The following is a 24229-nucleotide window of genomic DNA, read 5'->3' on the forward strand; positions in this document are numbered from 1 at the left end:
ATACTTTCTTTTCTAATGAAAAATCAGCGGCAATGTTACCATTTGCCACTGATTTTTGACTATCTTCTCCAAACCCGTTTATTCTCAATCCGTCTTGTAAGCCCCATTGAGTCGATTCGTTCCAAAAATGGAATCATATATTTCCGTGACAAATCGACTGCTTCTTTCGCATCACTTACTTCGAATTCGTTATTCGTATGCTCACGAAGCTTTCGAACAGCCTCATCAAATAATACCTTATCCCAATAATATTGGTCATCCAACGGCATAATAAATCCTTGTTCTTCTAAAAACCTTTTTATTTCTATCGATATATTATCTGGAATTCCAGCTTGTTGAAAATAATCTTGCAAATACCTTACTTTTAGCCCATCTTTTTTTAGCTCCAATAATAGGTTTTCTGTCCGTTTTTCCCAATTTTTCGGAACATGTGGCTCAAATTGGGGTAACTTTATGTATTGGTCTTTTCGCGTAAATATTTCCTTTTCAATCCCGTTTTCAACAACATAATCCAATAAAGTTTTAGGAAAAACCTTCTGCATTCCTTGTAAGAGCTCAACCTTGTTTAACCCTTGACGCATTGGATTTTCACGATGGTATTCTTCCAGTTTATCGGTAATGTCATCTTCTAAAGCCTCAATAAGTTTCTGCAATGTATATTCTTTCGGCTTTTTTAAAAAGACGAACTCCTCACTGTCGAGAGTGGTTAATAACGTCTCCTCATCAAGCGCTGTCCTCTTAATGAGTTCAACCAACGTCAGACTTTTCCCCTCAAATAAAGATGCTGCAACTCGTTCAACTGGGGTGCCTTTCTTCTTTTTTTCAAGTTGAGCAATCGTTTTCTCTCCGAATCGGTACTTATTGCCCCGTGGATCAATGACCCAACCACCTCCAATTGTCTCTTGGGGGCTCGGGCGGCGGATAATAAAACGATCTCCCCTCTTTGTAACAATCTCCTTCTCTAAACGAAGCTGGCAAAGGATTTCTCCATTTTCGCCTTTTAATTCATTTCTATCAAAGAAGACAATTCGCCCCATAGCCTCTGCGGTACCAATATGGCACTTAATTGGAGTCCGTTGTTTAACTAAATATTCTAGATCCTCAACCACATTAATCGCTACATCAATTGTCCTCGTTATGATAAAGTGGTCAGATGAAACAAGAACTTCCCCCCGTTCGACGTCTTCTTTTGAAACTCCAGATAAATTAATTGCTACACGTTGTCCAGCAAAAGCGGCGTTAGCAGGTTTATGGTGCACTTGTAACTGCCGTGCTCGTACCTCTAAATCCTTTGGCAAAACCTTTAATAATTGGCCCTCTTCAACCATTCCCTCATATACAGTACCTCTAACAACCGTTCCTTGCCCTTTCACTGTGAATACTTGATCAATAGGCAGTCGAAAAGCTCCACGTATATCACGAACTTGCTGTTTTTTTAACGTTTCAATAATTAAAGTTTTTAATTCCTCAATTCCCTTTTTCGATAAAGAATCGACCAACATAAATGGAGAATTCTCAAATACGGTTCCAGTAAGTTCTCCTAGAATATCCTCTTTTACAAGTTCGATAAACTCTTCTTCAACACGATCAATTTTTGTAATCGCGATAATACCTGCCTTAATACCAAGAAACCTTAATATTTCGAGATGCTCGCTTGTTTGAGGCATCACCCCTTCATCAGCAGCAACAACAAGGACAACAAGGTCAATGCCTGCGACCCCAGCAATCATTTGGCGAATGAAGCGCTCATGTCCAGGAACGTCAACTACTGAAATTTGCAACACCTCGTCTTCATATAGTGGAGCAAAGCCTAATTCAATGGAAATTTGTCGTTCTTTTTCTTCTTTTAATCGATCTGTATCAATATTCGTTAACGCCTTTGTTAACGATGTTTTTCCATGGTCAATATGTCCAGCCATTCCTATTGTAAAATATCGTTTACTCAAAATAGACACCTTCTTTTATCTCTTCTCCATTAATACTCTATCGTTAAAAAAGTTTTTGTTCAAGATACGGTTTATGATAAAAAAAAGGAATGACTTTAACAAGATGTTTCTTTCATTCCTTTTTATAGACTCTTTCTTTACCCATTAAAAAAATAAAACTCCGTTACACTTCCTGTCTGAGTTGCGGTTACTTCTAGTCTAGCATCAATCCGTTCCTTTAATTCTGGGACATGGGAAATAATCCCCACTAAACGACCATTGCTTTGAATATCAAATAAGGTCTCAATCGCTTGATCTAATGATTCTGGATCTAGTGTTCCAAATCCTTCATCAATGAACATCGTTTCTAATGATACACCACCTGCATGGTTTTGAACGACATCAGCGAGTCCGAGTGCCAAAGAAAGTGCTGCCTTGAAGCTTTCCCCACCTGATAGCGTTTTTACATGACGCTCTTGACCTGTGTATTGATCAAAAACGAGCAATTCTAGTCCACTTTGAACATTCCCCTTTGATCGATCTGTTTTCCGGAGAAGGCGATACCGACCACTTGTCATTTTTGCAAGCCTAATATTGGCTTCTGCCAATATATCATCGAGAAAAGTAGCAAGTACATAACGTTCAAAAGTGATGCGGTACGTATTTTGTCCTTTTGAGATCTCATACAAATTCCCGACTATTTTATACCTCTCTTCTAATAGTTTAATATGTTCATTAATGGTTACGACTTTTGTAATAATTTGTTCATTCTCCCGCTTTTGTATAAATAAATTCTGGTATACCTCCTGTAGTTTTGTTATCCCTTCATCAAGCTCCAATAAGCCTTTTCGTAACCCAACAATATCTGGTTTCTGTACATCTTTTAATCGATTTTCGTATTCCTCTAACCGATCCAAAACAGAGCGAAATTCTTCACGATATTGACGTGTTTTGGCCTCAAGTTTTAAAATATCATCTTCTGTTCGTTTCGCATCATGATACTGAGAATAGGTTTCGAAGCCCTGTTTATTCATATTCTCCTTAAAGTGTGCCCGTTCTTCAGTTAATTTTTCCTTTGTTTCTGCAAGTCGTTTTTCTGCTTCTTCCCTACGGGTATTCTCTTTTTCAAGCAAGTCCTTGGCATCCTGATATTGCTTTTGTGCCACCTCTAATTGACGCATAAGTTCTTCTTGCTTACGAACAGTTAATTCATATTGCTGCTTATACACTTGCAATGAGCGAAGATTCTCCGGAATCCGATCCGTCATCCTAGCTAATATCGTTTTCTTTTCTGTAAACTGAATGGTCAGCTGCCGCAGTCTCTCCTCAAAGTCTTTTTCTTTAGTCTCTAAGTCTAATTTCCTCTCTTCAAGTTCTGTTAGTTTCGTTTTTATGAGCGGCAATCGCTTCATTTCGTTCGCTCTTTCACTCTGTACTTCACTCATTTGAGCTAGTTTTGATTGCGTAGAAATGAGTGCATCCTCGAGTTTACTTTCAGAAAATTCCGGGAGAATTTCAAAAAGCTCTGTTCTTTGTTCTTCTCCATTCTCTTCAAGCGAATTTAAAGTTGATTTTGTTTCAAAATATAATTTTTCATATTTTGTTTTTTCGCTTTCCAACATCCTCGCCTGCTCCCTTGCTGCTTTTAAATCTTGCTCGGTAGGGATAAAGTCATGTTCGGAAACAGCCAATTTTGGATGATGCTCTGAACCGCAAACTGGACATTCTTGACCTTGGTCTAACATACTTGCCAAAATAGCTGCCTGAGAATGAAGCCATGTTTGCTCTAACTGTTGAACAAGTTCCTGTCCATCAGATAATCTAGCTTCAGCATTTTTCAACACACCTATTCTTTTTTCAAGTTCGATTTTAACGCCTTGAATCTTATTTAAATAACTTTCATATTTCCTTAGCTTGTCCAATTCTTGTGCAAGCTTTTCAAGGATTCGTTCACCTTCTAAGAAGACAAGTTGTATCTTTTCAATTTTCGTTTTTTCAGTTAGAAGTGTCTCCTTCTCCTCTTCAACAGCACCGCGTACCGCAACGCATTGTTCATTTTGTTTTTTTACAGCATCAAGAGTTTTAGATAATCTTTCCGTTTCTTCCTGATGACTAGCTAAAGATTTTACATCCTCTTTGATGTGTTCTAATTGACTCACTGTTTCAGCTAACTCTTTTCGTTCTTGCTCTCGCTCATTTTGCCGGTTCAGTTCTTGTTCACTTTTCTTTAAATTTTCGTACAGCACTGCTATTCTGTTCGTTCTGTCCTTTATGAAGGAGTCTAGCTGATCCATGTCTTTCTTTAAGCGATGACATAACTCTTCTTGACTATCAAGTAAGGCTGCTTTCTTCGCCAAGGATGCTTCCTTTTCTTTCTCTTCAAAAAAAGACCTTCGTTCAGCTAATTCAACTTTCCTTTGACGCAACTGTTCCATCGTTTCAAGCTGCTTTATAATTGATTCCGCCTCGAATAACTTTTGTTGTAAAGCGTCACGCTCACGCTGTTTGATTAATTTTTCATTATTTAACTCTTTTAACCTTGCTATCATCGCTGTTATTTCTTCATTAATTAAGGGAATCATAATTACATCATTTGTATTCCCTTCTGCGAGTAGGTCTTTTAACTCATCGTTTTGATAATGATGCGATCGTTTTAAAGCAGCACTTCTTTCACCTACTTGGGATTCTACCTGTTTCTTTAATTCAGTTGCTTCTTCCTTTAACCGTTCCTCAATTTTTTTATAAATTTCGGTATGGAACAAACGTTGTAAAATCATTTCCTTCTCTTTACTATCTGAAGTTAGAAGCTTTCTAAATTCCCCTTGTGGAATCATAAGAATTTGACGAAACTGATTACTATCAATAATCATAATCTCTTTTATTTTTTCATCTACTTCACGAACATTCGCTGCAAGTAATTCCGATGTTCCATCATCATTAAGGAGATACAGCTCAGCTTTTGCTCCTATTGTTGTATAGCCCTCTCCACGTTCTTTTTTCTTATCTTGTTGCGGAGAACGGATAATCCGATAAGTTTTACGTCGCAATGTAAAATCAAGGCTGACTTCTGTAAGTAAAGCATTTTTGGCAAACTGACTGCGGAGATCCGAGCCACTGCGATCCTCCCCGCTTGCTTTTCCATAAATTGCATAGCTAATTCCATCAAAAATGGTTGTTTTTCCCGACCCTGTTTTACCGGAAACAACGAACATTGTTCGGTTCTCAAGTCTAGTAAAATCAATCAATTCTTTTCCAGCATAAGGTCCAAAAGCTTGCAAAGTTAGCTTTAATGGTTTCATTTCAGTCCCTCCTGTTTAAGGACATGATTGACAGTACTTTCGATTACTTGACGCTTATCGTCGGTAAACTCTCCTGTCGTCATTTCTTGATAAAATTGTTCAAAAAGTTCTATTTCCGATTGCTTTTTTAATTTCTGTGTTGTAAGGTTGCGTAATTTTTTCTGGTCGATTGATTCAATTTTCCGTTCAAGATGAAGAATATGAGGATAAACCTTCCTAAGTTTTCCGATAGGGTCAATTAATGAACCTTCATCAAGCAATGTTACTTTTAAATAATCATCTGTTTTTTGCTTTTCATAGTAATACGGATTAAGAAGTTCTTCCAGATATCCTTCTATTTCACGCATATCCTGTTTTGGTACAAGTGTACGTTCTCTTATCTCAAAACTACCGTTATCATTCATATCAATAATCGAAATCGCTTTACGTTGTTTTGCCTCTGAAAAGGAATATTTCATTAATGAACCTGAGTATTTAATCTTTTCATGACGAATTGCATCAGGACTGTGCAAATGGCCAAGAGCTGTGTAAGAAAAGGGAGCAAACAAATCGGCCGTAACACAACCTGAACCACCTACCGATAATGTTCGTTCAGAGTCACTTGTTTTTCCACCTAACACAAAAGCATGCCCAACGAATACATTCGGTGCATCCATATCCATCTTTTCCATAATCTTTTCAATAACTGCTTTCATTGCCTCCTGATGAGAGTGGATAGAAGGGTCATCAAGAAGTTGTCGAATATGTCCTGGTTCTGCATATGGAACTAAATAAAAGTTAACACCCTTAATTTGAACTGGACGGAATTCATTTGTAAGTTTTCCGGTTAAATAAAACTGACTATGACGATACCAAGAGCTCCCAAATGAAAGACGTTCAGCACTATCATGATTTCCAGCAATCGCTATAACGGGGATGTTTAATTCAACATTTATTTTAAATAAGGTTTGATCTAATAGTTCAACTGCATCAGTAGGTGGAACAGAGCGATCGTAAAGATCACCAGCAATAACGACGGCATCAGGTTTTTCTTCTGCAACGATTTCTACAAATTGGTTTAAAAGAAATCTTTGATCCTCAGTCATATATATCCCATGAACGAGTTTTCCTAAGTGCCAATCAGCAGAATGAATAAATTTCATGCGCCTTCACCTCTCCTAGGTATTTTCAATGCTATTATTATAGCAGACAAGTTATCTATTAAAGGGATAAAAATTAAGGAAACAAAATGTACGTTCGTATTTTGACCTAAAAAATTAGCATGTTGTGTGAGGAGATAGAGTAGAGGTGAAGTGAGACACGGAGAGTTTGATTCAAAAAGCCCAGCCAAATTGGCTGGGCATGGAGTATGTTGAATTATATTTTTACGACGTTAGAAGCCTGAGGTCCACGTGCACCTTCAACAACCTCAAATGATACTTCTTGACCTTCATCTAAAGATTTAAAACCCTCAGATTGAATTGCAGAGAAATGAACGAAAACATCAGTTCCATCTTCAGTCTCGATGAATCCGAAACCTTTTTCAGCATTAAACCATTTTACTTTCCCATTTTTCATTAAAAATAATCCTCCTAGCATGGCTCTTTGAGCCGTTGTTGAAATTTAACCAATTACATCGTTTAGTATTGCATAAAATCATTTAACTTATTCAAACGTTTTAACACATTGGAACAAGCAAATTGCAAATTCTAATTCGTGCAATCGGCTTCCTTTAATTTACCATGTATATACCGTTTTGTAAAGCGCTTTCATAATGAATAAAAGAAGCCTGAAAAGCAAGAGTATAGCCTTTCAGGTAAATTGTAGGAGGTTATAATGGGTTGTGGGAAACCTACCTTCTTCTGGTGAGTCGCTTGCATCGTACCTCATCGTAGATGGACAGTTCTGTTCATCCAGAGGTTGTTCATACACCGAAGATTAGGTACTCCTTGTACTAGTTATACTATGTTATCCTGTACAGGCCAGTTAAGGCTAGCGACTATGATTATTAAAATGTGTTCATGCCTTAAGTAAATTTGCTTTTCATTTTTTGGGACAAGAAGTCCTAAACTCCATTGCTTGTTCATAGTATTAAATGGGTTATGTTCAAGTGTTAGGAGTGGGGGTTTTGAATATTAGTTTCCACCTTTTAGCAAGTTATATTCTTCTAGGCATTACTTTAGCGGCACCAATTGGTCCGGTTAATTCAGCGAGGCTAGATAAAGGGATTAAAAATGGATTTTGGCATGCCTGGATTGTCGGAACGGGGTCAATGATTGCGGATGGGATCTTTATGTTATTGATTTACCTTGGATTAGTTAATTTCCTTGATATTCCAATTATACAAATTTTTCTTTGGCTTTTTGGTGCATTTGTTCTTATCTATTCAGGTGTAGAAAGCATACTCGGTGCAAATAAATTTTCCTTACAGTCTCGAGGACAAAAGGATTCGTTAATTAAATGTTTTTTAACCGGATTTATTATGTCGATAACAAGTCCTTTATCCATTTTATTTTGGTTAGGGATATATGGATCTATTTTGGCCAAAACAGCAACTTCTTATGGGACTGGCCATTTACTAATATACAGCAGCATGATCTTCATCGGTTTAGCGATCTGGGATATCGCCGTTGCTGCTTTAACTTCTGGTTTAAAGAAGTATTTTCATTCAAATATCTTAATTGCTGTATCCATTATTTCAGGGCTTTCCCTTATTGGATTCGGGCTCTACTTCGGTTTTCAAGGCTTAGCAGCCCTCCTCCATTAACGAAATGGATAAAATACACCCTTAATGAGCAATCTATAATTAAAATAGGATGAATCATTCTAGGGGTGCTGAAAATGACTGTTTTTGTTTATCAGACATTTGAAATTAAACAAGAAAATTTCAAAGACGCAATGGAAAACCTTCATGAGCTACAAAAATTCAGGAATGAACACTATGACCATGAAGTAGAGCTCCTATCTCCAATTGTAGGACAGGACCATACGTATGCGCTTCTCTCTAAATATGATGGATTAGCAGAACTGGAGTTGCAAGATAAAAGAATGTTCGATGATGAGAAGTATCTAAAACTTATTGGAGATTTTTTTCTAAAAAACATTGTCCAAGGTAGCTTACATACACAAATTTACCGAACTACAAATGGAAAAACTAAGTAAACACTCTAATTGTTCATTCATTCCATCCCTAAGAAAAGTTTTGACAACCCAACTTATTCGTGGAATAAATTTACATGAACGAATCTTTCGCTATATGTATAAACATGGTTTTTACCCTGCATATGATTTTGAGCAATTATTAAAGACCGATCTAAATCTTGCTCAAAAAGCCCTTTCAATGAATTATTAAAAGGAAGATGGATTTCAAAAAGTCCGCTGAAAACATACATTTGCAGGTTGCAAATTAATCATGAATAAAAACCTCCTTAAATTTAAATAATAAATTTTTAGGAGGTTTTTATTCTCTTATCTTTTTTCAGCATATGATTTAATGCGAATCCACGGACGTCCACCTTCCCAATCAAGAGATACTGGAACACGGAACGTTTTTTCTAACAGCGTTTCTGTTAGAGTCGATGATTTATCTCCTTTAGCTATAATCTCCCCTGAACGAATGAGTAACGCATGGGTGATAGCAGGGACAATTTCCTCAATATGATGTGTGACATACAATAATGTTGGCCCTCCTCGTTTTCCAATCATCTCGTTAATAGATGTCAATAACTCCTCTTTTGAAAAAATATCAAGGCCATTACAAGGCTCGTCCAAAATTAGCAATCGTGGTGAAGACATTAACGCCCGGGCTATCATCACCTTCCGCTTTTCTCCTTGTGAAAGAAACGTAATCAATTGATCAGCTAAATGTTTAATCCGAAATTGATTTAGTAGTTGCATTGCTTGTTGAACATCTTCTTCAGTCGTTTCCTCATATAATCCAATCGAAGCGAATTTCCCACTTAACACAACTTCCAGTGCGGTATCGCTCGAGTGAGTACGAAAATGGTCATCTAATGATGAACTTACCCATCCAATTGATTTGCGCAATTCAGGGATATTCGTTTTGCCGAAAAGGTTCCCCAAAACCGAAACCTGCCCACTATTTGGCCATTGGTACCCAGTAATCATTTTTAAAATGGACGTTTTTCCTGATCCATTTAATCCTAATAATGCCCAGTGTTCGCCAGCTTGTACATCCCAAGAGACATTTTTCAATATGTTTTTTTCACTTCGTTTCCACCCAACATCTTGGAGGGAAAGGACGGTATCTTGATTCGTTTCACTCATGTTACTCCTCCTGTACAGTTAACATTTATATATTCAGTATATTCTAAAATTAAATAGATTAAAAACAAATTTTACTAGTTAACGGATTTTCATCATAAAGCGACACTTCCATCAGAGGGGGTTTTCTTCATCTCCCACTGATGGTTAATTGAGCCAATCAGCCCCTTCCTATCAATTAGGAGGAGCTGATGTTAGACTATTCAAAACCTATATCCATCTACTTGTTTTCCCTTGTTGTGGAAAATCAAATAACTTCGCTCTACTTTCTTTATGTGAATGTTTATCGTTTGTACTCTTTTTATTTCTTTCAATTAACGAATCTAACTTTTTAATAGCCTTTTCAAGCTCATGTTCACTAATTTCCCCTTTTGCATACAAACTGCATAAGATGCTATAAGCAATTGGTTTCGTGTCAATATCTACATTGACAACTAAATCGACATCTGAGTTTCCACTATGTTCAATCATCGTTTTGAGTTTATTTTCAATTGGGTTTCGCATTCATTCTACTCCTTTTTAAAAGTAAAGGGATACTCCTTAGTATCCCTTCCCTTTACTTGCATTTAATTACTATTTACCTCTCCGATCTCGATCTTGTTGTTGTTGTCTTTGTCTTTGATCTTGATCTTGATCAGATTCAGCTCTTGCACGTGATTTTGCTCTTGATTCTGTATCCACGTTTATTTCTACATCAATTTTAGAGTTTCCACTATTTAATACTTTAGCTTTAGCTTTATTAATATTCAAGTTTTTATCTTTTAATTTTATTGCATTTTCATTGTCTAGGTCATTATCCAATTTAAAATCTAATTCATTGTCTGCGCGTACATCGCTCACAATATCATCTCTCCTTTCAGGTCGTCTTTTCCTAAAAATATCAGGGTTCGTCCAAACATCACTCATACTTTCCCTTCCCTCCTTTCTTGCTTGTTACTATACTTTATGTCTTCATCTTCCTTTTCGTTTGGACAAGCGACTACTACTTCAATAGATAAAAGCACAATTTTGGAGATGAAAACAAAAAACTCGCGGCTGGCGAGTTTTTCAGGTAAACACATTTTAATCTCATTCCTTATCTTCATCTTCCTCATCATTTAACTTTATTTTTTTGCAACCAACATAAAGACATGATAATATTTCTACCCCTGCCTTTGCTTTTGCTAAACCTTTTATATAGGGTGTTACTAAATCTTTAAAGTCAGCGCCTACTCCCTCTTCCTCTAAAATCCCATATACATATAGTTTTTTCTCATCGAATAAAAAGGCGACATTTCCAACCGCCTTATTGTTCATATCGACGACGTTTAATACTTGGAATTGAGGTGTAATTACTTCTGGTGAAAAATAGATTTGCAATCATTTCACATCCTTATGTTAGCTGTAATTTTTCAAACAAAGTATCCTGATTTTCTGTAGGTTTTTTCTTTTTTACATGAATCAATAAAAGGCAAAGCAACGCAACTAATAAAGTTAGGCCCGCAGTTGTTAAGAACAGACCGGTGCGTGACCACTCCATTAGCGCACCGTATATTGGTGGTCCAATAGCAACACCTAAAAAGCGAACAGATCCATATAATGAAATAACAAACCCCCTCCGATTCATTGAAACAGATCCCGTAATAAAACTATTGATGCACGGAAGAGCAAGACCTGTTCCGATACTGCTTATTACAAGGATCGAAAAAAATGGAATTAAGTTTCTAAAGAAAACTAAACTTGCAAATGATGCTGTCATAAGAAGTAATCCAATGACAATTAAGGTTTTCATCAATCTCATATTTTTGCCGATTTTACTTCCTGTTATATAAGAGGTTATTGTCATAAACAATAGTGGGATGGCTAGAATAGCCCCTTTTAACACGCCATCAATTTTATATTGTGTTTCTAAAATATCAGAAATATAAAATAACACGCCAAATAAAGTAAATAAGCAAGTAGCACCAGTTAAGTAGGTAGCAAATAACCAACGCCCTTCCACTTTAAAAACAGACAGAAGCCCTTTTACATATTTCCCCACCGGGGGTGGCTCTTGCTCTCTTCGTTTTTCCTTTATAAAGAAAATCGTTAATAAGATGGATATTAAACAAAAAATTGGGAAAGCAAAAAATGCAGCGTACCATACTAGAAGCGCTAAAAGAGAACCAATAATTGGACTGATGACTTTTCCGAACCCATTCGAAGTTTCAACTAGACCTAACACCTTACTCTGTTCACCACCCTTAAATAAGTCCCCAGACAAAGCCATCGCCATTGACGTCGTTCCAGCGGCACCTATCCCTTGCATAACTCTCCCAGCTAACACCCATAAATAGGCATTAGTAAACCAAGCTGAAGCAGCGCCTGCCAATATTCCACCGCCACCGTATAATATAAGTGCAGGAATAATGACCGCCTTACGTGTAAATCTGTCTGATAGGTACCCCAATATCGGAATCATAATTGCAGCAGAAATGGAAAAAACAGATATCACTAAACTCACTTGAAACTGGGATATCCCTAATTCTGATTTCATTTTTGGAAGAATTGGAATTAACATCGAGTTTCCTAATACAAGAATAAGTGGGATGGAACTGATCGCTGCAATCGTTAACCCCTTATGTTTCTGCTTTGACAATGAAAGCACACTCCTAACTAATAAAGTGGAACGACCTACGTAATTATGCTAAAATTAGCCTTTTTATTATTCACTTAGAAGGAAGTTTTATTCAGGGGCAAACGCCTATTTCCTTATGAAGAAGCCCAAAATATACACAATCGCCCAAATATTGAATAATCTATCCTAGAAAAATGGAGGAGGGCGCTTTCCCTATGGATTTTTTACAGTTACCAAAAAGGACTTCAGGAAACAGGAGATATGGGGTCACATCAATTGCCGATTTCGGCACCCCATTTGGACGTTTAAAATATATATTAGATGACTACAGCCACATTATTGACATTGCAAAAATTAGCATAGGCTCAGCATATGTCACACCAAATATAGAAAGGAAAATAAAGTTATACAAAGAACATCAAATTAAACCGTATTGTGGCGGAACTTTATTTGAAAAATGTTATTATCAAAATAAAATCCCTGAATATCTTGATTATTTACAAAAGCTAGAGATTGAGTGGCTAGAAATATCAAACGGTACAATTGATATCCCCTTACAAGAACGTCTCAATCTTATTTCTAGAGTAAAGGATCATTTTCACGTCATTGCTGAGGTCGGATCCAAAGATAACAACAGGGAAATGGATATCATCGAATGGAAAGAGGAAATAAAGCTATTTTTAGAAGCCGGTTGTGATTACGTCATAACAGAAGGAAGGGATTCTGGAACAGCTGGAATCTATGAGAAAAATGGCCAAATTAAAACGGATTTAATTAGTAATTTAATCGAAAATATTGATTCAAAAAAGATTATTTTTGAAGCACCAACAGCAAAACAGCAAATGTATTTTATCAATCATGTTGGTCCAAATGTAAACTTAGGAAATGTAAAGTTAGACGATGTTTTGGCTTTAGAGACACAACGCATTGGCTTACGTAGTGAAACATTCTATTTGGAGGAATGTGATGCAACTTACATTAATAAGACACCTACCCACTGACTGGAATAAAAAAACATGGCTACAAGGAAAAAAAGATATTGGCATTTCTTCTCCCTCAGAGGCTCTTCAACATGAAATACAGAGAAATGTTCATTTACTTAAAAATAAAACGCCCTTTGATTTAATTTTGGCCAGTACTTTAAAACGCACCCAACAGACTGCAGCAGTATATGGATTTCAAGCGAAAACAGAAGCATTATTGGATGAATTGGATTTTGGTCCTTTTGAAGGTCAGCCAAAGGAAAACCTTTTAAACAAGTATGGCCATCAATGGATGAAAAATCCAAAATCTCTCATTTTAGGAGAGAATGTAACAAACCTTGAAATTCGAATCGTAGAATTTTTAGCAAAATACCAACAGCATTCAAATATTTTGATTTTCGGTCATGGTTCATGGATAAGAGCATTAAAATCTTATTGGAAATACGGAGAAATAAATCAAATGAATACATTCACGATAGATAATAACGAATGCATCACATTGGAGTTTATCAAGGTAGTATAGAGGGGAGTAGCCAAAAATGTTGACATATGAAAGTTGGAACGAGGAGACCGCAACCTCCGTTTTGGCAGAAAAATTGGATTATTTAGATATTTTAAAGTGGGCTTATGGAGAATATCCAAATAATGAAATTGTTTATGCGTGCAGCTTCGGTGCCGAAGGAATTGTCTTAATTGATTTAATTCATAAAGTCAACAAAGATGCCAGAATTATTTTTCTCGATACAGGGCTTCACTTTAAAGAAACATATGAATTAATTGAAACTGTAAAAAATAAATATCCATCCCTAACTATTGAAATAGTTAAGCCAAACAATTCTTTAACTGAACAATCAAAATGGTACGGTGAAGAGCTCTGGAAAGACAATCCGAATCTATGCTGTCATTTACGAAAAGTTACGCCCTTAAAGGAAATACTGTCTGGTAAAAGAGCATGGATTTCGGGACTCCGCAGGGAACAGTCTCCGTTGAGAAGCAAAACAAAGTTTATTAATAAAGATGAAAAATTTAATAATATTAAAATTTGCCCTCTCATCCACTGGACATGGGATGACATAAAAACATATATTAAAATCAATAACCTACCATATAATCCTCTTCATGACAATGGCTACCCAAGTATTGGCTGTGCCCCGTGTACCCTACCTGTCCAAGAGAACGGTGGCTCAAGATCCGGAAGATGGACAGGGCATTCAAAGTCTGAATGCGGCCTCCATATTTCTTATTAATGGAACAAAATAGGAAGATCCTCTAAGTAGCGGGATCTTCTATTATTATCTTTTTCGCCAATTCGTTTCTAAAAACGTTGGTTTTGGCCACTTTAATTTATAAATCATGTCAATAATATTTGTTGAAAGAAATTGACAAATTACCGCATAAATGACAATTTTATAATTAATGACCATTGCTGTTAAAAGGAAGATAAATAAATTAATCGCAAACATTACCTTCCCTGGATTCCAATTTCGATAAGAAGCAATCATCAAAGCTGGAATAACCATTCCTCCACTTGAAGCACCAGACCGAATGAGAAGCCCTACACCAGTTCCAAAGATAATGCTTCCAATCGCCATATCTAAAATTATATGTGATTGTTCAAAGAGCTTGTGTGCTGTGAAAAAGCTTACTGTAAGGGAAGTAATTCCTACTGCAAAAATCGTTCGGACAACCCATTTGAACCCAAAATAGTTTAAGGCAAAAAGGAGAAAAAAAGCATTCGCAAGCCATAAAGCGAACCCTAGGGGCAGATGAAGGAAATGATTTAACAGTAAAGCAAGGCCTGCTCCTCCACCAGAGGGAATCGAATGAGGGAATAAAAACAGAGCCATGGAAAGCCCTTGTAGGATTGCCCCAATAATTAAACAGAAATAAGTAAAAACTGTTTTGGACATCACAACTGAAAATAATCCTTTAACCGATTTATTCTCAAATTCTTTCCCCCCTTAAATATACCCTTGTCCATTTTATGTTTACATTAGCTAAAATATGAAGTTGTTTTATATTCATAATGGAAGATGGAAGGAAACCAATAAAGATTTTTTATGCTCATTGATATAATAAAACAAAAGATGAATAATGAATTTGTAGATAAGGATGAAATTATAATGAAAAAGATTATCATAGTTGGAGCTGGAATCTTAGGTGCAGCAACCGCCTATCAACTTGCGAAAAAAAATGCTGATGTCATCATCATTGACCGAAAAGATAAAGGACAAGCGACAGATGCAGCTGCTGGGATTGTTGGTCCTTGGTTATCACAACGTCGGAATCAAGCTTGGTATCAACTTGCGAAAGCCGGTGCACGTTTTTATCCTCAATTGATTGAGGAATTAATACAATCTGGAGAAACTAAAACGGGCTATGCAAAGGTAGGCTCGTTAAGCTTACATAAAGATAAAAACAAGCTGCAGAAACTACTGGAACGAGCTTTAAAAAGGAGAGAAAATGCGCCAGAGATTGGTGAAATTACTTTATTAAATGAAACCGAAACAAATGCTCTTTTCCCACCGATAGATAAAGAATTCGCTTCCGTTCACGTAACTGGCGCTGCTAGGGTAGATGGACGAGAACTTCGTGACTCTTTATTACGGATCGCACAAAAAAATGGGGCGAAATTTATAAATGGAGATGCGAAACTCTTATATGTAGGAAATAAAGTGACAGGGATTGAGTTCGAAAATAAAAAAATAAGTGCAGATATGGTCGTAATTTGTGCTGGTGCTTGGGCAAATCAACTGATCGAACCATTAGGAGTTCGTTTTAACGTTTTTTTCCAGAAAGCACAAATCGCTCATCTTGAAATCTCTAATGAAAACACATCAAACTGGCCTGTTCTTATGCCACCGGAAAATCATTATATCGTTCCATTTGATAACAATCGCGTCGTGGTGGGTGCTACACATGAGGACATTGATTATTATGATACGAGGGTAACACCTGGAGGGTTACTAGAAATATTGAATAAGGGGATAGACACCGCTCCTGAATTAATTAATAGTACATTTATTGAGGCTAGAACTGGTTTTCGCCCGTTTACACCTGGTTTCTTACCTGTACTAGGTCCTATCCCTCAATGGGAAGGCATTGTCGTGGCAAATGGACTCGGTGCCTCTGGTTTAACGATGGGGCCCTATCTCGGTTATGAATTAGCAAAGCTAGTTATTGGTGAAAAGACAGAAATTGACTTAAATATATACTCAGTTAGCCAAGCGATACAAACCTAAAGCAATCGAGGGAAATCGCAACCATTAAATCGACGATTTCCCTCGTATTATTGATTCAATTTTTGGTATCTAGGATTTTCAGCTAGCAGTTGTTTATGTTGCCCTCTCATGACAATTTGTCCATCATCAAGAAAAGCAACCTGATCGTCACGTTTAATTCCTGCTAGATTATGGGTGATAAAAAGAATCGTTTTACCTTGAAGAACTTGAAACATCTTTTCAAGAAGATCTCGTTCTGTACGGGGGTCCAGGCCAATTGTTGGTTCATCTAAGATGACAATTGGCGTATCCTGTAATAATATTCTGGCCAAGGCAATTCTTTGTCTTTCCCCTCCTGAAAATCGAACGCCAGATTCATGTAATGGACTTTGAAATCCCTCGGGAAGAGATTTAATATAATCATAAAGTTCTACCTGTTTGGCTGCCCAATAAACTTCATCATCGGTTGCCGACCGTTTCCCTAGACGAATATTATTCATGACTGTTGTGTCAAATAAGTGTGGCTTCTGATTCAAAACTGATACTACATTAGAGATTTCGTTATCAAAACTATAAGTATCTAAATTATTTATTGTCACCTTCCCATTAGTAGGATAAATAACTCCTTGAATTAATTTAAGAATGGTTGATTTTCCTGATCCGCTCGGTCCAAGCAATACGAGTTTATCTCCCTGATCTAATGTAAATGAAACATCGGTTATTGCCTTTTTTCCAGACTTGTAAGTGAACTGAACTTGGTCAAACACAAGCTTTAACCTTTCAGCTGTAAACACTTCCTCTTTTTCTTCATGTTTTATAGTGGCATTCATCCCATTTTTGTCTGTTCCCTTTTTATCATCAAGTTGTTCAAGCCGCTCGAGTGAATCTTGATAGCGAGGCACCATACTTACAGCATCACTCAGTGGCAAAAATACTTCTGTAATCGGGAATACCACAAGAACAAAGCCAGCAATTAAAGTGACCGCAAGCAAACCATTCTCACTTTGTTCAGTTGTCCAGAATATAACGATCAAAACAAGGCCAGCGACCATAAGCTGAGAACAAAAGTTTCTAATCCGTGTAAATCTTCTCCGCTTTCTCTCGAGACGATATAATTCGTTCTCCCGTTCTTCGTATTTGTCAATGAACTGATTTTGCCGACCACTAAACACCCAATCACTTATCCCTAGAATCGCATCTGTTAATAATTGGTAAAGGTTGTTTCTGCCTTTTTTTATTAAACGCATATTTGATCGAGTCATCAGAAACGATATTGCTGGGACAAGAACGACTAAAATAAATAAATAAACGGCAACTAACGCAGCAATCTCCCAAGAAAAGAAACCTAATACTAGAATACTAAACAAATATAATAAAAAACCAACAATGCAAGGGAAAATCGTTTTTAAATAGACATCTTGAATATGTTCAATATCATCAGCTAAAACACCTAAAATATCTCCCGTGCGAAACTTTTTTTCCATTATTAAAACTTTTGGCTCAATTGTTTTATATAAACGTAAGCGCATTTTCGACAGAATCTTTAAAATCACATTGTGGCCCATCAACCTTTCCAAATACCTTGATACCGCCCTTAAAATACTAAAAGCTCTCACCGCAACGATTGGCACATATACCATTAAAATCGTTTCTGGTCTCGTTGCTGACTTCGAAATTAAGTAGCCCGAGGTAAACATTAATAATGTAGCGGCTAAGACAGTTAAAAAGCCCAAACAAACGGTAATGATTATTAATTTTTTATTTTGTTTAATATACGGGAAAATCCAGCCATCCTTTTTCATAACATCTGGCCACCTTGTATTTGTTGCAATTCAAAATATTTCCCTTTGTTTTTTAACAGTGTATGATGATCCCCATGTTCAACAATTCTCCCCTTATCAAGAACGATAATTTCATCCATTTCTTTCATCCAATGTAAACGATGCGTGGCAAAAAAGACCAATTTATTTTCAAATAATGGCAACAGTTTTTCTTTAATATCTTGTTCAGTTTCAACGTCCAAATGGGCTGTTGGCTCATCTAATAATACGATCGGTCTTTCTTCAAGAAATGCTCTTGCAATCGCTACACGCTGTGCTTGTCCACCACTAATTTCCCTTCCTGATTCACCAATCATCTCATCCATTCCATTAGACAATTCTGCGATTAAGGAAGTTAAACCTGCTTTCTCTGCAGCCTTTTCGACCTCAATATTTGAAGCTTCAGGGTAATAAAAACGAATATTATTCGCAAGTGTATCGTAAAAAATATATGGATGCTGTGGGATATAGAGAAGTTGACGTTGCCAATTACTATATTGTAAATGTTGTACTTCATTTTCATTAATAAAAATGGAACGCCGATCCCCTTCAATAAAGCCTCCAATCAAATCGATAAAAGTTGATTTCCCTGATCCACTTTCACCAACGATGCCAATTTTCTTTTTCCCTTTAATTTGAATGTTAAGATCCTTAAGAATTGGGTTCTCTTCATTATCTTGAAAGACATTTAAATGCTTTATTTCTAAAACATCATTGTTTGTCCATTTAGTTAAATTTAGTTTTTGTTCCTCCGTTAATTGCGGTGTATCGATAATTTCTCGAATCACCTTTGCTGCATTCTGCCCATTCAATGTTGCGTGGTAATCGCTTCCCAATTCGCGAACAGGAAGAAAATATTCAGGAGCAAGAATTAATATTGTTAGTGCAGGTCCTAAAAGCATGCCACCTTCAATCAGACCAAGCCCTAAAAACACTGCCACTGTAGCTACTGATAACATTGTAAAAAAGTCCAGAGCAAATGAAGATAGAAAGGCGACACGTAGTGTGCTCATCGTCGCTTTTTCGTATTCCTTGCTAACACCTTCAATGCTTTTTTCATGAGATTTACTTAAGCCAAGAAATTTTAATGTTTCTAATCCTCGTAATGAATCAACAAAATGATTAGATAAAACTCGGTAAGATTTCCATTGTCGATTTGCTTTGGATTTAGCGACAATGCCTAACAAAATCAGGAAAACGATAAGGACAGGCAAGGAAAGGATGATAACAATTGCAGACCTTATATCCAAGGTCCAAATGTAAATGGCAAACATCATTGGAAACACAACTACTGCGACCAACTTCGGGAGTAATAGTTCAATGTAATCTCTTAGTTGCACAACCCCCTCCATGACAAGGGTAACAAGTTTACCGGTACCTTGTTTCTTTGCATTTCTTGGCCCTAAAGTAAACAACTTTGTCAATACATCTTTTCTCAAAGCGGAAGAAATTTTCTCTGCATAGTGATAACCGATTTTATCTTTTATTGCTGCCAATAAATATCTTGAAATAAAAAACAGCAAAAAAAGACCTAATAACTCAACATAATTCCCTTGTTTTCCTTCATAAAAAAGGGAAGTGACCGCTTCTGCAAGATATTTCGCTTGCAGAATAATGGTCACTCCTTGAACGGCTGTAATGAGAAACAGCACGACAAATAATTGCTTGATTCCTTTGTATTGGAGGATATCTCTATTCATCAATAAATCATATCCTTACCATCTACACGTTTGCGGAATACGTAGTAACTCCATATCTGATATCCCAGTACAAACGGGAGCAATGTGACAGCCACAATTGTCATAACCTTTAGCGAATAATTCCCTGAAGCAGCTGAATATACTGTTAAATCATTTAAACTTGTGATTGAACTAATCATGACCCGCGGGAATAATGCGGTAAATAACAATCCGACCGTTAGCGCAATTCCAACTCCAGACATCGCAAACGTAAGTCCTTCTCTTTTTTTCATTAACAACAAGATAATTGAAGCATATGCGATGACAATTAAAGCAATGATTGGGATCGTAATCTGTGGACGTAAAATAAATAGATCTGTTTGGAAATAGGATAAACCGACGAAAGCCACAAGGGAAACTAAAACAGCATAAATGATTTTCTGCGCTTGTTTTCTCGCCCTTTCTCTAAGATCTCCAACGGTTTTCAATGTAATAAACAGCAAACCATGAAGATAACATAGGAGTGTAACTGTTATCCCACCAACAACTGAGTAGACATTCACATAATCTGTAAACCCAGCGTAAATATTCATGTTTGCATCAATTGGCATTCCCCGTAAAATACTTGTAAACAAGACACCAAATAGGAAAGGCGGAAGCAAACTACCAATGAAAATAATCCAGTCCCATGAACTCCTCCACTTTTGGGCCTTTTCTTTGCTACGAAATTCAAACGCTACCCCTCTGCCGATTAGAGCTAAAAGAACGAAAACGAATGGTATATAATATCCACTGAACATCGTTGCATACCAATGCGGAAAGGCTGCAAAAATCGCACCGCCTGCTGTAAGCAGCCATACTTCATTCGCATCCCAAAATGGACCAATCGTATTGATCAGCATTCTTCTCTCTAATTCATTTTTCGCGAGAGTTCGTGTTGACATTCCCACACCAAAATCAAAACCCTCTAAGAAGAAAAAGCCAATAAACAGCACAGCAACTAATATAAACCAAAGTTCGCTTAATTCCATTATTGGTAAGCCCCCTTATCGAAAGGATCAATGGCTACTTGCGGCTCATCAGCCGGACTGTAAACCACTCCTTTTCTGATTTCTCTTAGGAATAAATACACGGTAACACCGGCTAATATCGCATAAACTAGTGTGAATGCAATAAAGGAAAACAACAATGCACCTGTTGAAACGTTTGGTGAAACTGCAGCCTCTGTTGTCATCAATCCGAATACTGTCCAAGGCTGTCGTCCGATCTCTGTCATAATCCATCCGGCTGTATTCGCAATGATAGGAAAAGCAATGAGCCAAACCATTGTTTGTAAATAAATTTTACTACTCTCGAGTTTTTTACGATAACTAAGGAAAAGTCCAATCATAGATAAGAGAATCATTACAACACCGGCTCCAACCATAATTCGGAAACTCCAGAAGGTGGTATTCACTGGAGGGATATAGTTCCCTTCCCCATATGTCGCTTCATATTCTGCTTGGATGGTGTTCATCCCCGGGACACTTCCCTGAAATTCGCCATAGGCCAGGTAGCTTAACGCATAAGGGACCGTTAATTCGTAAGCATTTTGTCCAGTTTTCTCATCAATGATTGCAAATATAGTCCATCCAGCAGGATCTCCGCTATCTTCCCAAAGCCCTTCGCTTGCCGCCATTTTCATCGGTTGAGATTCCATTAAATGCTTAGCCTGGGCATGTCCTGAAAACGCAACTCCTATACCTGCAATAAGCCCGATTACCATTGCGATATTAAAGGATTTTTTAAAAATATCTACTTGGAGATTTTTCTTAATCTTAAAAGCACTGACTCCAGCAATAAAAAAGGCCCCGGTAGCAAGTGAACCAAAAACTACGTGCGGAAATTCGACAAGTAATTGTGGATTCGTTAACAACGCAGCAAAATCGTTCATTTCAGCACGACCATTATTGATAACATATCCAACAGGCTCTTGCATGAATGAATTCGCTGCTAAAATCCATAACGCAGACATAATGGTCCCAAATGAAACAAGCCATATACATGTTAAGTGAACTTTCGGTGAAAGTCGGTTCCACCCAAAAATCCAAAGCCCAATGAACGTTGATTCCATAAAGAACGCCAATAGCGCCTCAATGGCAAGTGGTGCACCAAAAACGTCCCCAACGAAACGGCTGTACTCGGACCAGTTCATGCCAAACTGAAACTCTTGGATAATTCCAGTGACGACTCCAACCGCAAAATTAATGATAAATAAATGCCCCCAAAACTTTGCCATTTTCAAGTATACATCCTGTTTTTTCACTACATAAAGAGTCTCCATCAGCGCAACCATAAAGACCAATCCAATGGACATCGGTACAAATAGGAAGTGAAAAATCGTCGTTGCACCAAATTGGAGCCTCGCTAAAATTAATTCACTAATCATCCCACTGATTTCTCCTTTCTCAGCAATATGTTTATACCTTCGTTATGTAGATTCTATAGTTGGCACTACCTCTTATTTACAAATTCAGTTTAGCAATCGAATACGATTAAATTGTGAAAATCAGGTTCAATATTATGAATATTTTATGAATCTTCGAATCCGTCACATTAGGTGTGACCTAATTCCTTGCACAACACCTTCTATAAATGATAACAAACATTATTAGCAATCTTTACCAACTTTCTAAGCATTAAATTGTTAACTAATAATCGACTAACAAATCGGAGGATATGGGATAATAAATGAGGTCAATTGAAAGGGGGATTATATTAATGAGATGGCAGAGGGAACTTTTAAAAATTATGCAAAATAATAAAGAGAAAAAAGTAGCATTGATCATCGATACTTCAAGCGAACAAAATGACCCTAACATCGTTGAAAATGTCATTAAATTTGTCGGGGAAATGAATCCTCATGCTTCTTTAGTTGAAGCTGACTTTAAAATCCGTAACATCTCTAATATTAAAGAACTCAAAAAAATCAAGTATTATTCTCATGGGAAGTCATCGTATACGGAAGTTTTTGAGTGGGCAAATGAACAAAACATTGAAACATTATTATATGTGACTGATGTAACCGGCTTTCTTTATGATGAACTACAAGTGAAACCGACTGTTTATTGGTTAATTCCTGACCAATTTAAACCAAAAGTTCCTTTCGGCAAGCTGTTGAATGTCATTTAGCAATTCTTTATTTTAACTCAACAAAAAAAGTGTCTATTCTCCTTTTGGGTGGAGTAGACACTTCCATTTCATATATTTACCGCTCAACAGTTTCTTTTTTGAGTACTCATACCTTTTTTTTGACCACTCCTTCATACTGTTTAGCAGTCCTAATTTCTACAGTCAAACTTCCATTCTGATAATTCGTTCTAATTAAAAAAGGAGCACCTGATTTATTTAAAAAGCGGAAATCTTTTCCTCCATAGGATACCGTTGCATCACGACCTGCTGGTACATAGCCAACTGTAACAGAATGATGATGCCATTCGACATAGTCTACACCCAACTGATCCACGGCATTAAACAAAGTGGAAGAAGTTTGGCAGATTCCACCCCCAATCCCCATCACTAATTTTCCATTTACCGCTTCTTGTGCAGGTTGATAGCCATGTTCCTCGTCACTAGGCCCCACTGTCGTATTAAAGGAAAAGTGATCATCGATTCCTACGATGACACCATCGATTGCCTGTGCAGACAACTCAATGTTTTTATTTCTTCCGGTAATATTCGGATCAAAATAAGTTGTATAAGAAGCAACAACCACCTCATCTAAATGAGCAACATCCTCTTTTAAATACCCACTGGAATTTATATATAAAGGAAGTTCTACAACCCCTCCTTTTTCAGAGTATTCAATAATTTCATTCACTAACTCTGCTTCTTCAAGCATGACTTGCGGCTGCCCCTTTATTACATGCCCATATTCATCGAGTCGATCAGGAAGATTTCTTTGATCATAACCTTGAACAGAATCCGTGCCCCTAGCCAGCACTTTTGCCCAATTTTTCAGTTCCATTTTATATTGTTCCGCCTCTGTCGCAAATCCCATTTCCTCAGGGTAAATTGTCCTGATGACGTCCTTTGTGGTTGGATCAACAACATGAACCGATATTGGCCCTAAAGGAACCTCTTCCTCCTCATTCTCCGTCAGTTCCCCCTTATTTTTGTCTCCCGCAACCACCGTTTGTGCACTTAATTCTCCCTCTACCTCTGCCTTCTTCAATGTCTGATCTGAACAAGCAGCTAAAACAAACAAGCTCGAACATACGAAAAATATCAAACAACCAATCTGCTTTCCCATTCTCCCCAACCCGGCTTTCTCTTTTTATTTCTCTAAAAGCACTTACCGGCAGTACCTTCAAAGAGCTCATATACATTTACATATTGTATTCTGTGCTTAATAAAGGTATTCCTTTCATTAAAATATCCCTTTTTATAGAAAGATATTTCCCT

23 protein-coding genes are annotated in these 24229 nt (G+C 37.0%); 8 read left to right on the plus strand and 15 right to left on the minus strand.

From position 1 onward, the window contains the following. Nucleotides 1–59: 59 nt before the first annotated feature. From selB to GNT69_RS11025, 4 genes are all read right to left on the minus strand, one after another. On the minus strand, nucleotides 60–1946 hold the full coding sequence (gene selB / locus GNT69_RS11010) for a selenocysteine-specific translation elongation factor (protein WP_203555035.1): 1887 nt from the start codon (nucleotides 1944–1946) through the stop codon (nucleotides 60–62). 137 nt (nucleotides 1947–2083) lie between these two features. Then, nucleotides 2084–5224 carry an AAA family ATPase gene (locus GNT69_RS11015; RefSeq protein WP_203555036.1) on the minus strand — a complete coding sequence of 1047 codons (3141 nt, stop codon included), beginning with the start codon at nucleotides 5222–5224 and terminating at the stop codon, nucleotides 2084–2086. Next, nucleotides 5221–6366: an exonuclease SbcCD subunit D gene (locus tag GNT69_RS11020; RefSeq protein WP_203555037.1), complete on the minus strand. Its 1146-nt coding sequence runs from the start codon at nucleotides 6364–6366 to the stop codon at nucleotides 5221–5223. Before GNT69_RS11020 ends, GNT69_RS11015 begins: the two co-directional genes overlap by 4 nt. A 214-nt stretch (nucleotides 6367–6580) precedes the next feature. Beyond that, complete coding sequence (locus GNT69_RS11025) at nucleotides 6581–6781, minus strand: cold-shock protein (protein WP_203555038.1); 201 nt, start codon at nucleotides 6779–6781, stop codon at nucleotides 6581–6583. A gap of 556 nt (nucleotides 6782–7337) precedes the next feature. On the opposite strand from GNT69_RS11025, the gene GNT69_RS11030 reads away from it, so the two are divergent. From GNT69_RS11030 to GNT69_RS26185, 3 genes are all read left to right on the plus strand, one after another. Continuing rightward, nucleotides 7338–7970, plus strand: a complete 633-nt coding sequence (locus GNT69_RS11030) for a LysE family transporter (RefSeq protein ID WP_343206495.1) — start codon at nucleotides 7338–7340, stop codon at nucleotides 7968–7970. Nucleotides 7971–8044: 74 nt separating this feature from the next. After that, on the plus strand, nucleotides 8045–8365 hold the full coding sequence (locus tag GNT69_RS11035; RefSeq protein WP_203555040.1) for a hypothetical protein: 321 nt from the start codon (nucleotides 8045–8047) through the stop codon (nucleotides 8363–8365). After that, nucleotides 8349–8555: a spore coat protein gene (locus GNT69_RS26185; RefSeq protein ID WP_481747625.1), complete on the plus strand. Its 207-nt coding sequence runs from the start codon at nucleotides 8349–8351 to the stop codon at nucleotides 8553–8555. The genes GNT69_RS11035 and GNT69_RS26185 overlap by 17 nt, the downstream gene beginning before the upstream one ends. 116 nt (nucleotides 8556–8671) lie before the next feature. Here GNT69_RS26185 and GNT69_RS11045 read toward each other — a convergent pair whose 3' ends face one another. From GNT69_RS11045 to GNT69_RS11065, 5 genes are all read right to left on the minus strand, one after another. Next, nucleotides 8672–9490 (minus strand): ABC transporter ATP-binding protein, encoded by an 819-nt coding sequence (locus GNT69_RS11045; RefSeq protein ID WP_203555042.1) that lies wholly within the window; start codon nucleotides 9488–9490, stop codon nucleotides 8672–8674. A 207-nt stretch (nucleotides 9491–9697) separates the two neighbouring features. Then, on the minus strand, nucleotides 9698–9991 hold the full coding sequence (locus tag GNT69_RS11050; RefSeq protein ID WP_203555043.1) for a hypothetical protein: 294 nt from the start codon (nucleotides 9989–9991) through the stop codon (nucleotides 9698–9700). A gap of 69 nt (nucleotides 9992–10060) precedes the next feature. Further along, complete coding sequence (locus GNT69_RS11055) at nucleotides 10061–10393, minus strand: hypothetical protein (RefSeq protein ID WP_203555044.1); 333 nt, start codon at nucleotides 10391–10393, stop codon at nucleotides 10061–10063. A gap of 162 nt (nucleotides 10394–10555) precedes the next feature. Next, a complete protein-coding gene (locus GNT69_RS11060) occupies nucleotides 10556–10846 on the minus strand; it encodes a hypothetical protein (protein ID WP_203555045.1) in 291 nt (96 codons plus the stop codon). Between the two features lie 13 nt (nucleotides 10847–10859). Beyond that, entirely contained in the window at nucleotides 10860–12104 is a 1245-nt protein-coding gene (locus GNT69_RS11065) for an MFS transporter (RefSeq protein ID WP_203555046.1), read from the minus strand. Between the two features lie 194 nt (nucleotides 12105–12298). Between GNT69_RS11065 and GNT69_RS11070 the strand changes: the two genes are divergently transcribed. The 3 genes from GNT69_RS11070 to GNT69_RS11080 are packed head-to-tail and all read left to right on the plus strand — an operon-like array spanning nucleotide 12299 to nucleotide 14313. Beyond that, on the plus strand, nucleotides 12299–13084 hold the full coding sequence (locus GNT69_RS11070; protein ID WP_203555047.1) for a phosphosulfolactate synthase: 786 nt from the start codon (nucleotides 12299–12301) through the stop codon (nucleotides 13082–13084). Next, on the plus strand, nucleotides 13050–13589 hold the full coding sequence (locus tag GNT69_RS11075; RefSeq protein ID WP_203555048.1) for a histidine phosphatase family protein: 540 nt from the start codon (nucleotides 13050–13052) through the stop codon (nucleotides 13587–13589). The genes GNT69_RS11070 and GNT69_RS11075 overlap by 35 nt, the downstream gene beginning before the upstream one ends. Nucleotides 13590–13605: 16 nt before the next feature. Continuing rightward, nucleotides 13606–14313: a phosphoadenylyl-sulfate reductase gene (locus tag GNT69_RS11080; protein ID WP_203555049.1), complete on the plus strand. Its 708-nt coding sequence runs from the start codon at nucleotides 13606–13608 to the stop codon at nucleotides 14311–14313. A gap of 45 nt (nucleotides 14314–14358) precedes the next feature. Here the strand turns inward: GNT69_RS11080 and GNT69_RS11085 are convergent, their stop codons facing one another. Continuing rightward, entirely contained in the window at nucleotides 14359–14976 is a 618-nt protein-coding gene (locus GNT69_RS11085) for a YitT family protein (RefSeq protein WP_203555442.1), read from the minus strand. A gap of 213 nt (nucleotides 14977–15189) precedes the next feature. On the opposite strand from GNT69_RS11085, the gene GNT69_RS11090 reads away from it, so the two are divergent. Then, the gene (locus tag GNT69_RS11090) at nucleotides 15190–16308 is read left to right on the plus strand and encodes an NAD(P)/FAD-dependent oxidoreductase (protein WP_203555050.1); all 1119 of its coding nucleotides are present in this window, start codon (nucleotides 15190–15192) and stop codon (nucleotides 16306–16308) included. 47 nt (nucleotides 16309–16355) lie between these two features. Here GNT69_RS11090 and cydC read toward each other — a convergent pair whose 3' ends face one another. Genes cydC through GNT69_RS11110 form a run of 4 tightly spaced genes read right to left on the minus strand, consistent with a single transcriptional unit; the run spans nucleotide 16356 to nucleotide 22211 of the window. Beyond that, nucleotides 16356–18089, minus strand: coding sequence for a thiol reductant ABC exporter subunit CydC (cydC, locus tag GNT69_RS11095; protein WP_203555051.1), 1734 nt, complete (start codon nucleotides 18087–18089; stop codon nucleotides 16356–16358). Then, the gene (gene cydD / locus GNT69_RS11100) at nucleotides 18086–19807 is read right to left on the minus strand and encodes a thiol reductant ABC exporter subunit CydD (RefSeq protein WP_203555052.1); all 1722 of its coding nucleotides are present in this window, start codon (nucleotides 19805–19807) and stop codon (nucleotides 18086–18088) included. Before cydD ends, cydC begins: the two co-directional genes overlap by 4 nt. Then, nucleotides 19807–20820 carry a cytochrome d ubiquinol oxidase subunit II gene (gene cydB / locus GNT69_RS11105; protein ID WP_203555443.1) on the minus strand — a complete coding sequence of 338 codons (1014 nt, stop codon included), beginning with the start codon at nucleotides 20818–20820 and terminating at the stop codon, nucleotides 19807–19809. Before cydB ends, cydD begins: the two co-directional genes overlap by 1 nt. Further along, the gene (locus tag GNT69_RS11110) at nucleotides 20817–22211 is read right to left on the minus strand and encodes a cytochrome ubiquinol oxidase subunit I (protein ID WP_203555444.1); all 1395 of its coding nucleotides are present in this window, start codon (nucleotides 22209–22211) and stop codon (nucleotides 20817–20819) included. Before GNT69_RS11110 ends, cydB begins: the two co-directional genes overlap by 4 nt. 335 nt (nucleotides 22212–22546) lie before the next feature. Here GNT69_RS11110 and GNT69_RS11115 point away from each other — a divergent pair, with 335 nt between their 5' ends. Continuing rightward, the gene (locus tag GNT69_RS11115) at nucleotides 22547–22957 is read left to right on the plus strand and encodes a VWA-like domain-containing protein (RefSeq protein ID WP_203555053.1); all 411 of its coding nucleotides are present in this window, start codon (nucleotides 22547–22549) and stop codon (nucleotides 22955–22957) included. A 106-nt stretch (nucleotides 22958–23063) separates the two neighbouring features. Here GNT69_RS11115 and GNT69_RS11120 read toward each other — a convergent pair whose 3' ends face one another. After that, nucleotides 23064–24077, minus strand: a complete 1014-nt coding sequence (locus GNT69_RS11120; protein ID WP_203555054.1) for a VanW family protein — start codon at nucleotides 24075–24077, stop codon at nucleotides 23064–23066. Nucleotides 24078–24229: the final 152 nt, after the last annotated feature.

Origin of the sequence: Bacillus sp. B15-48 (genome assembly GCF_016879755.1) — a bacterium.
Classification (GTDB): domain Bacteria; phylum Bacillota; class Bacilli; order Bacillales; family Cytobacillaceae; genus Mesobacillus_B.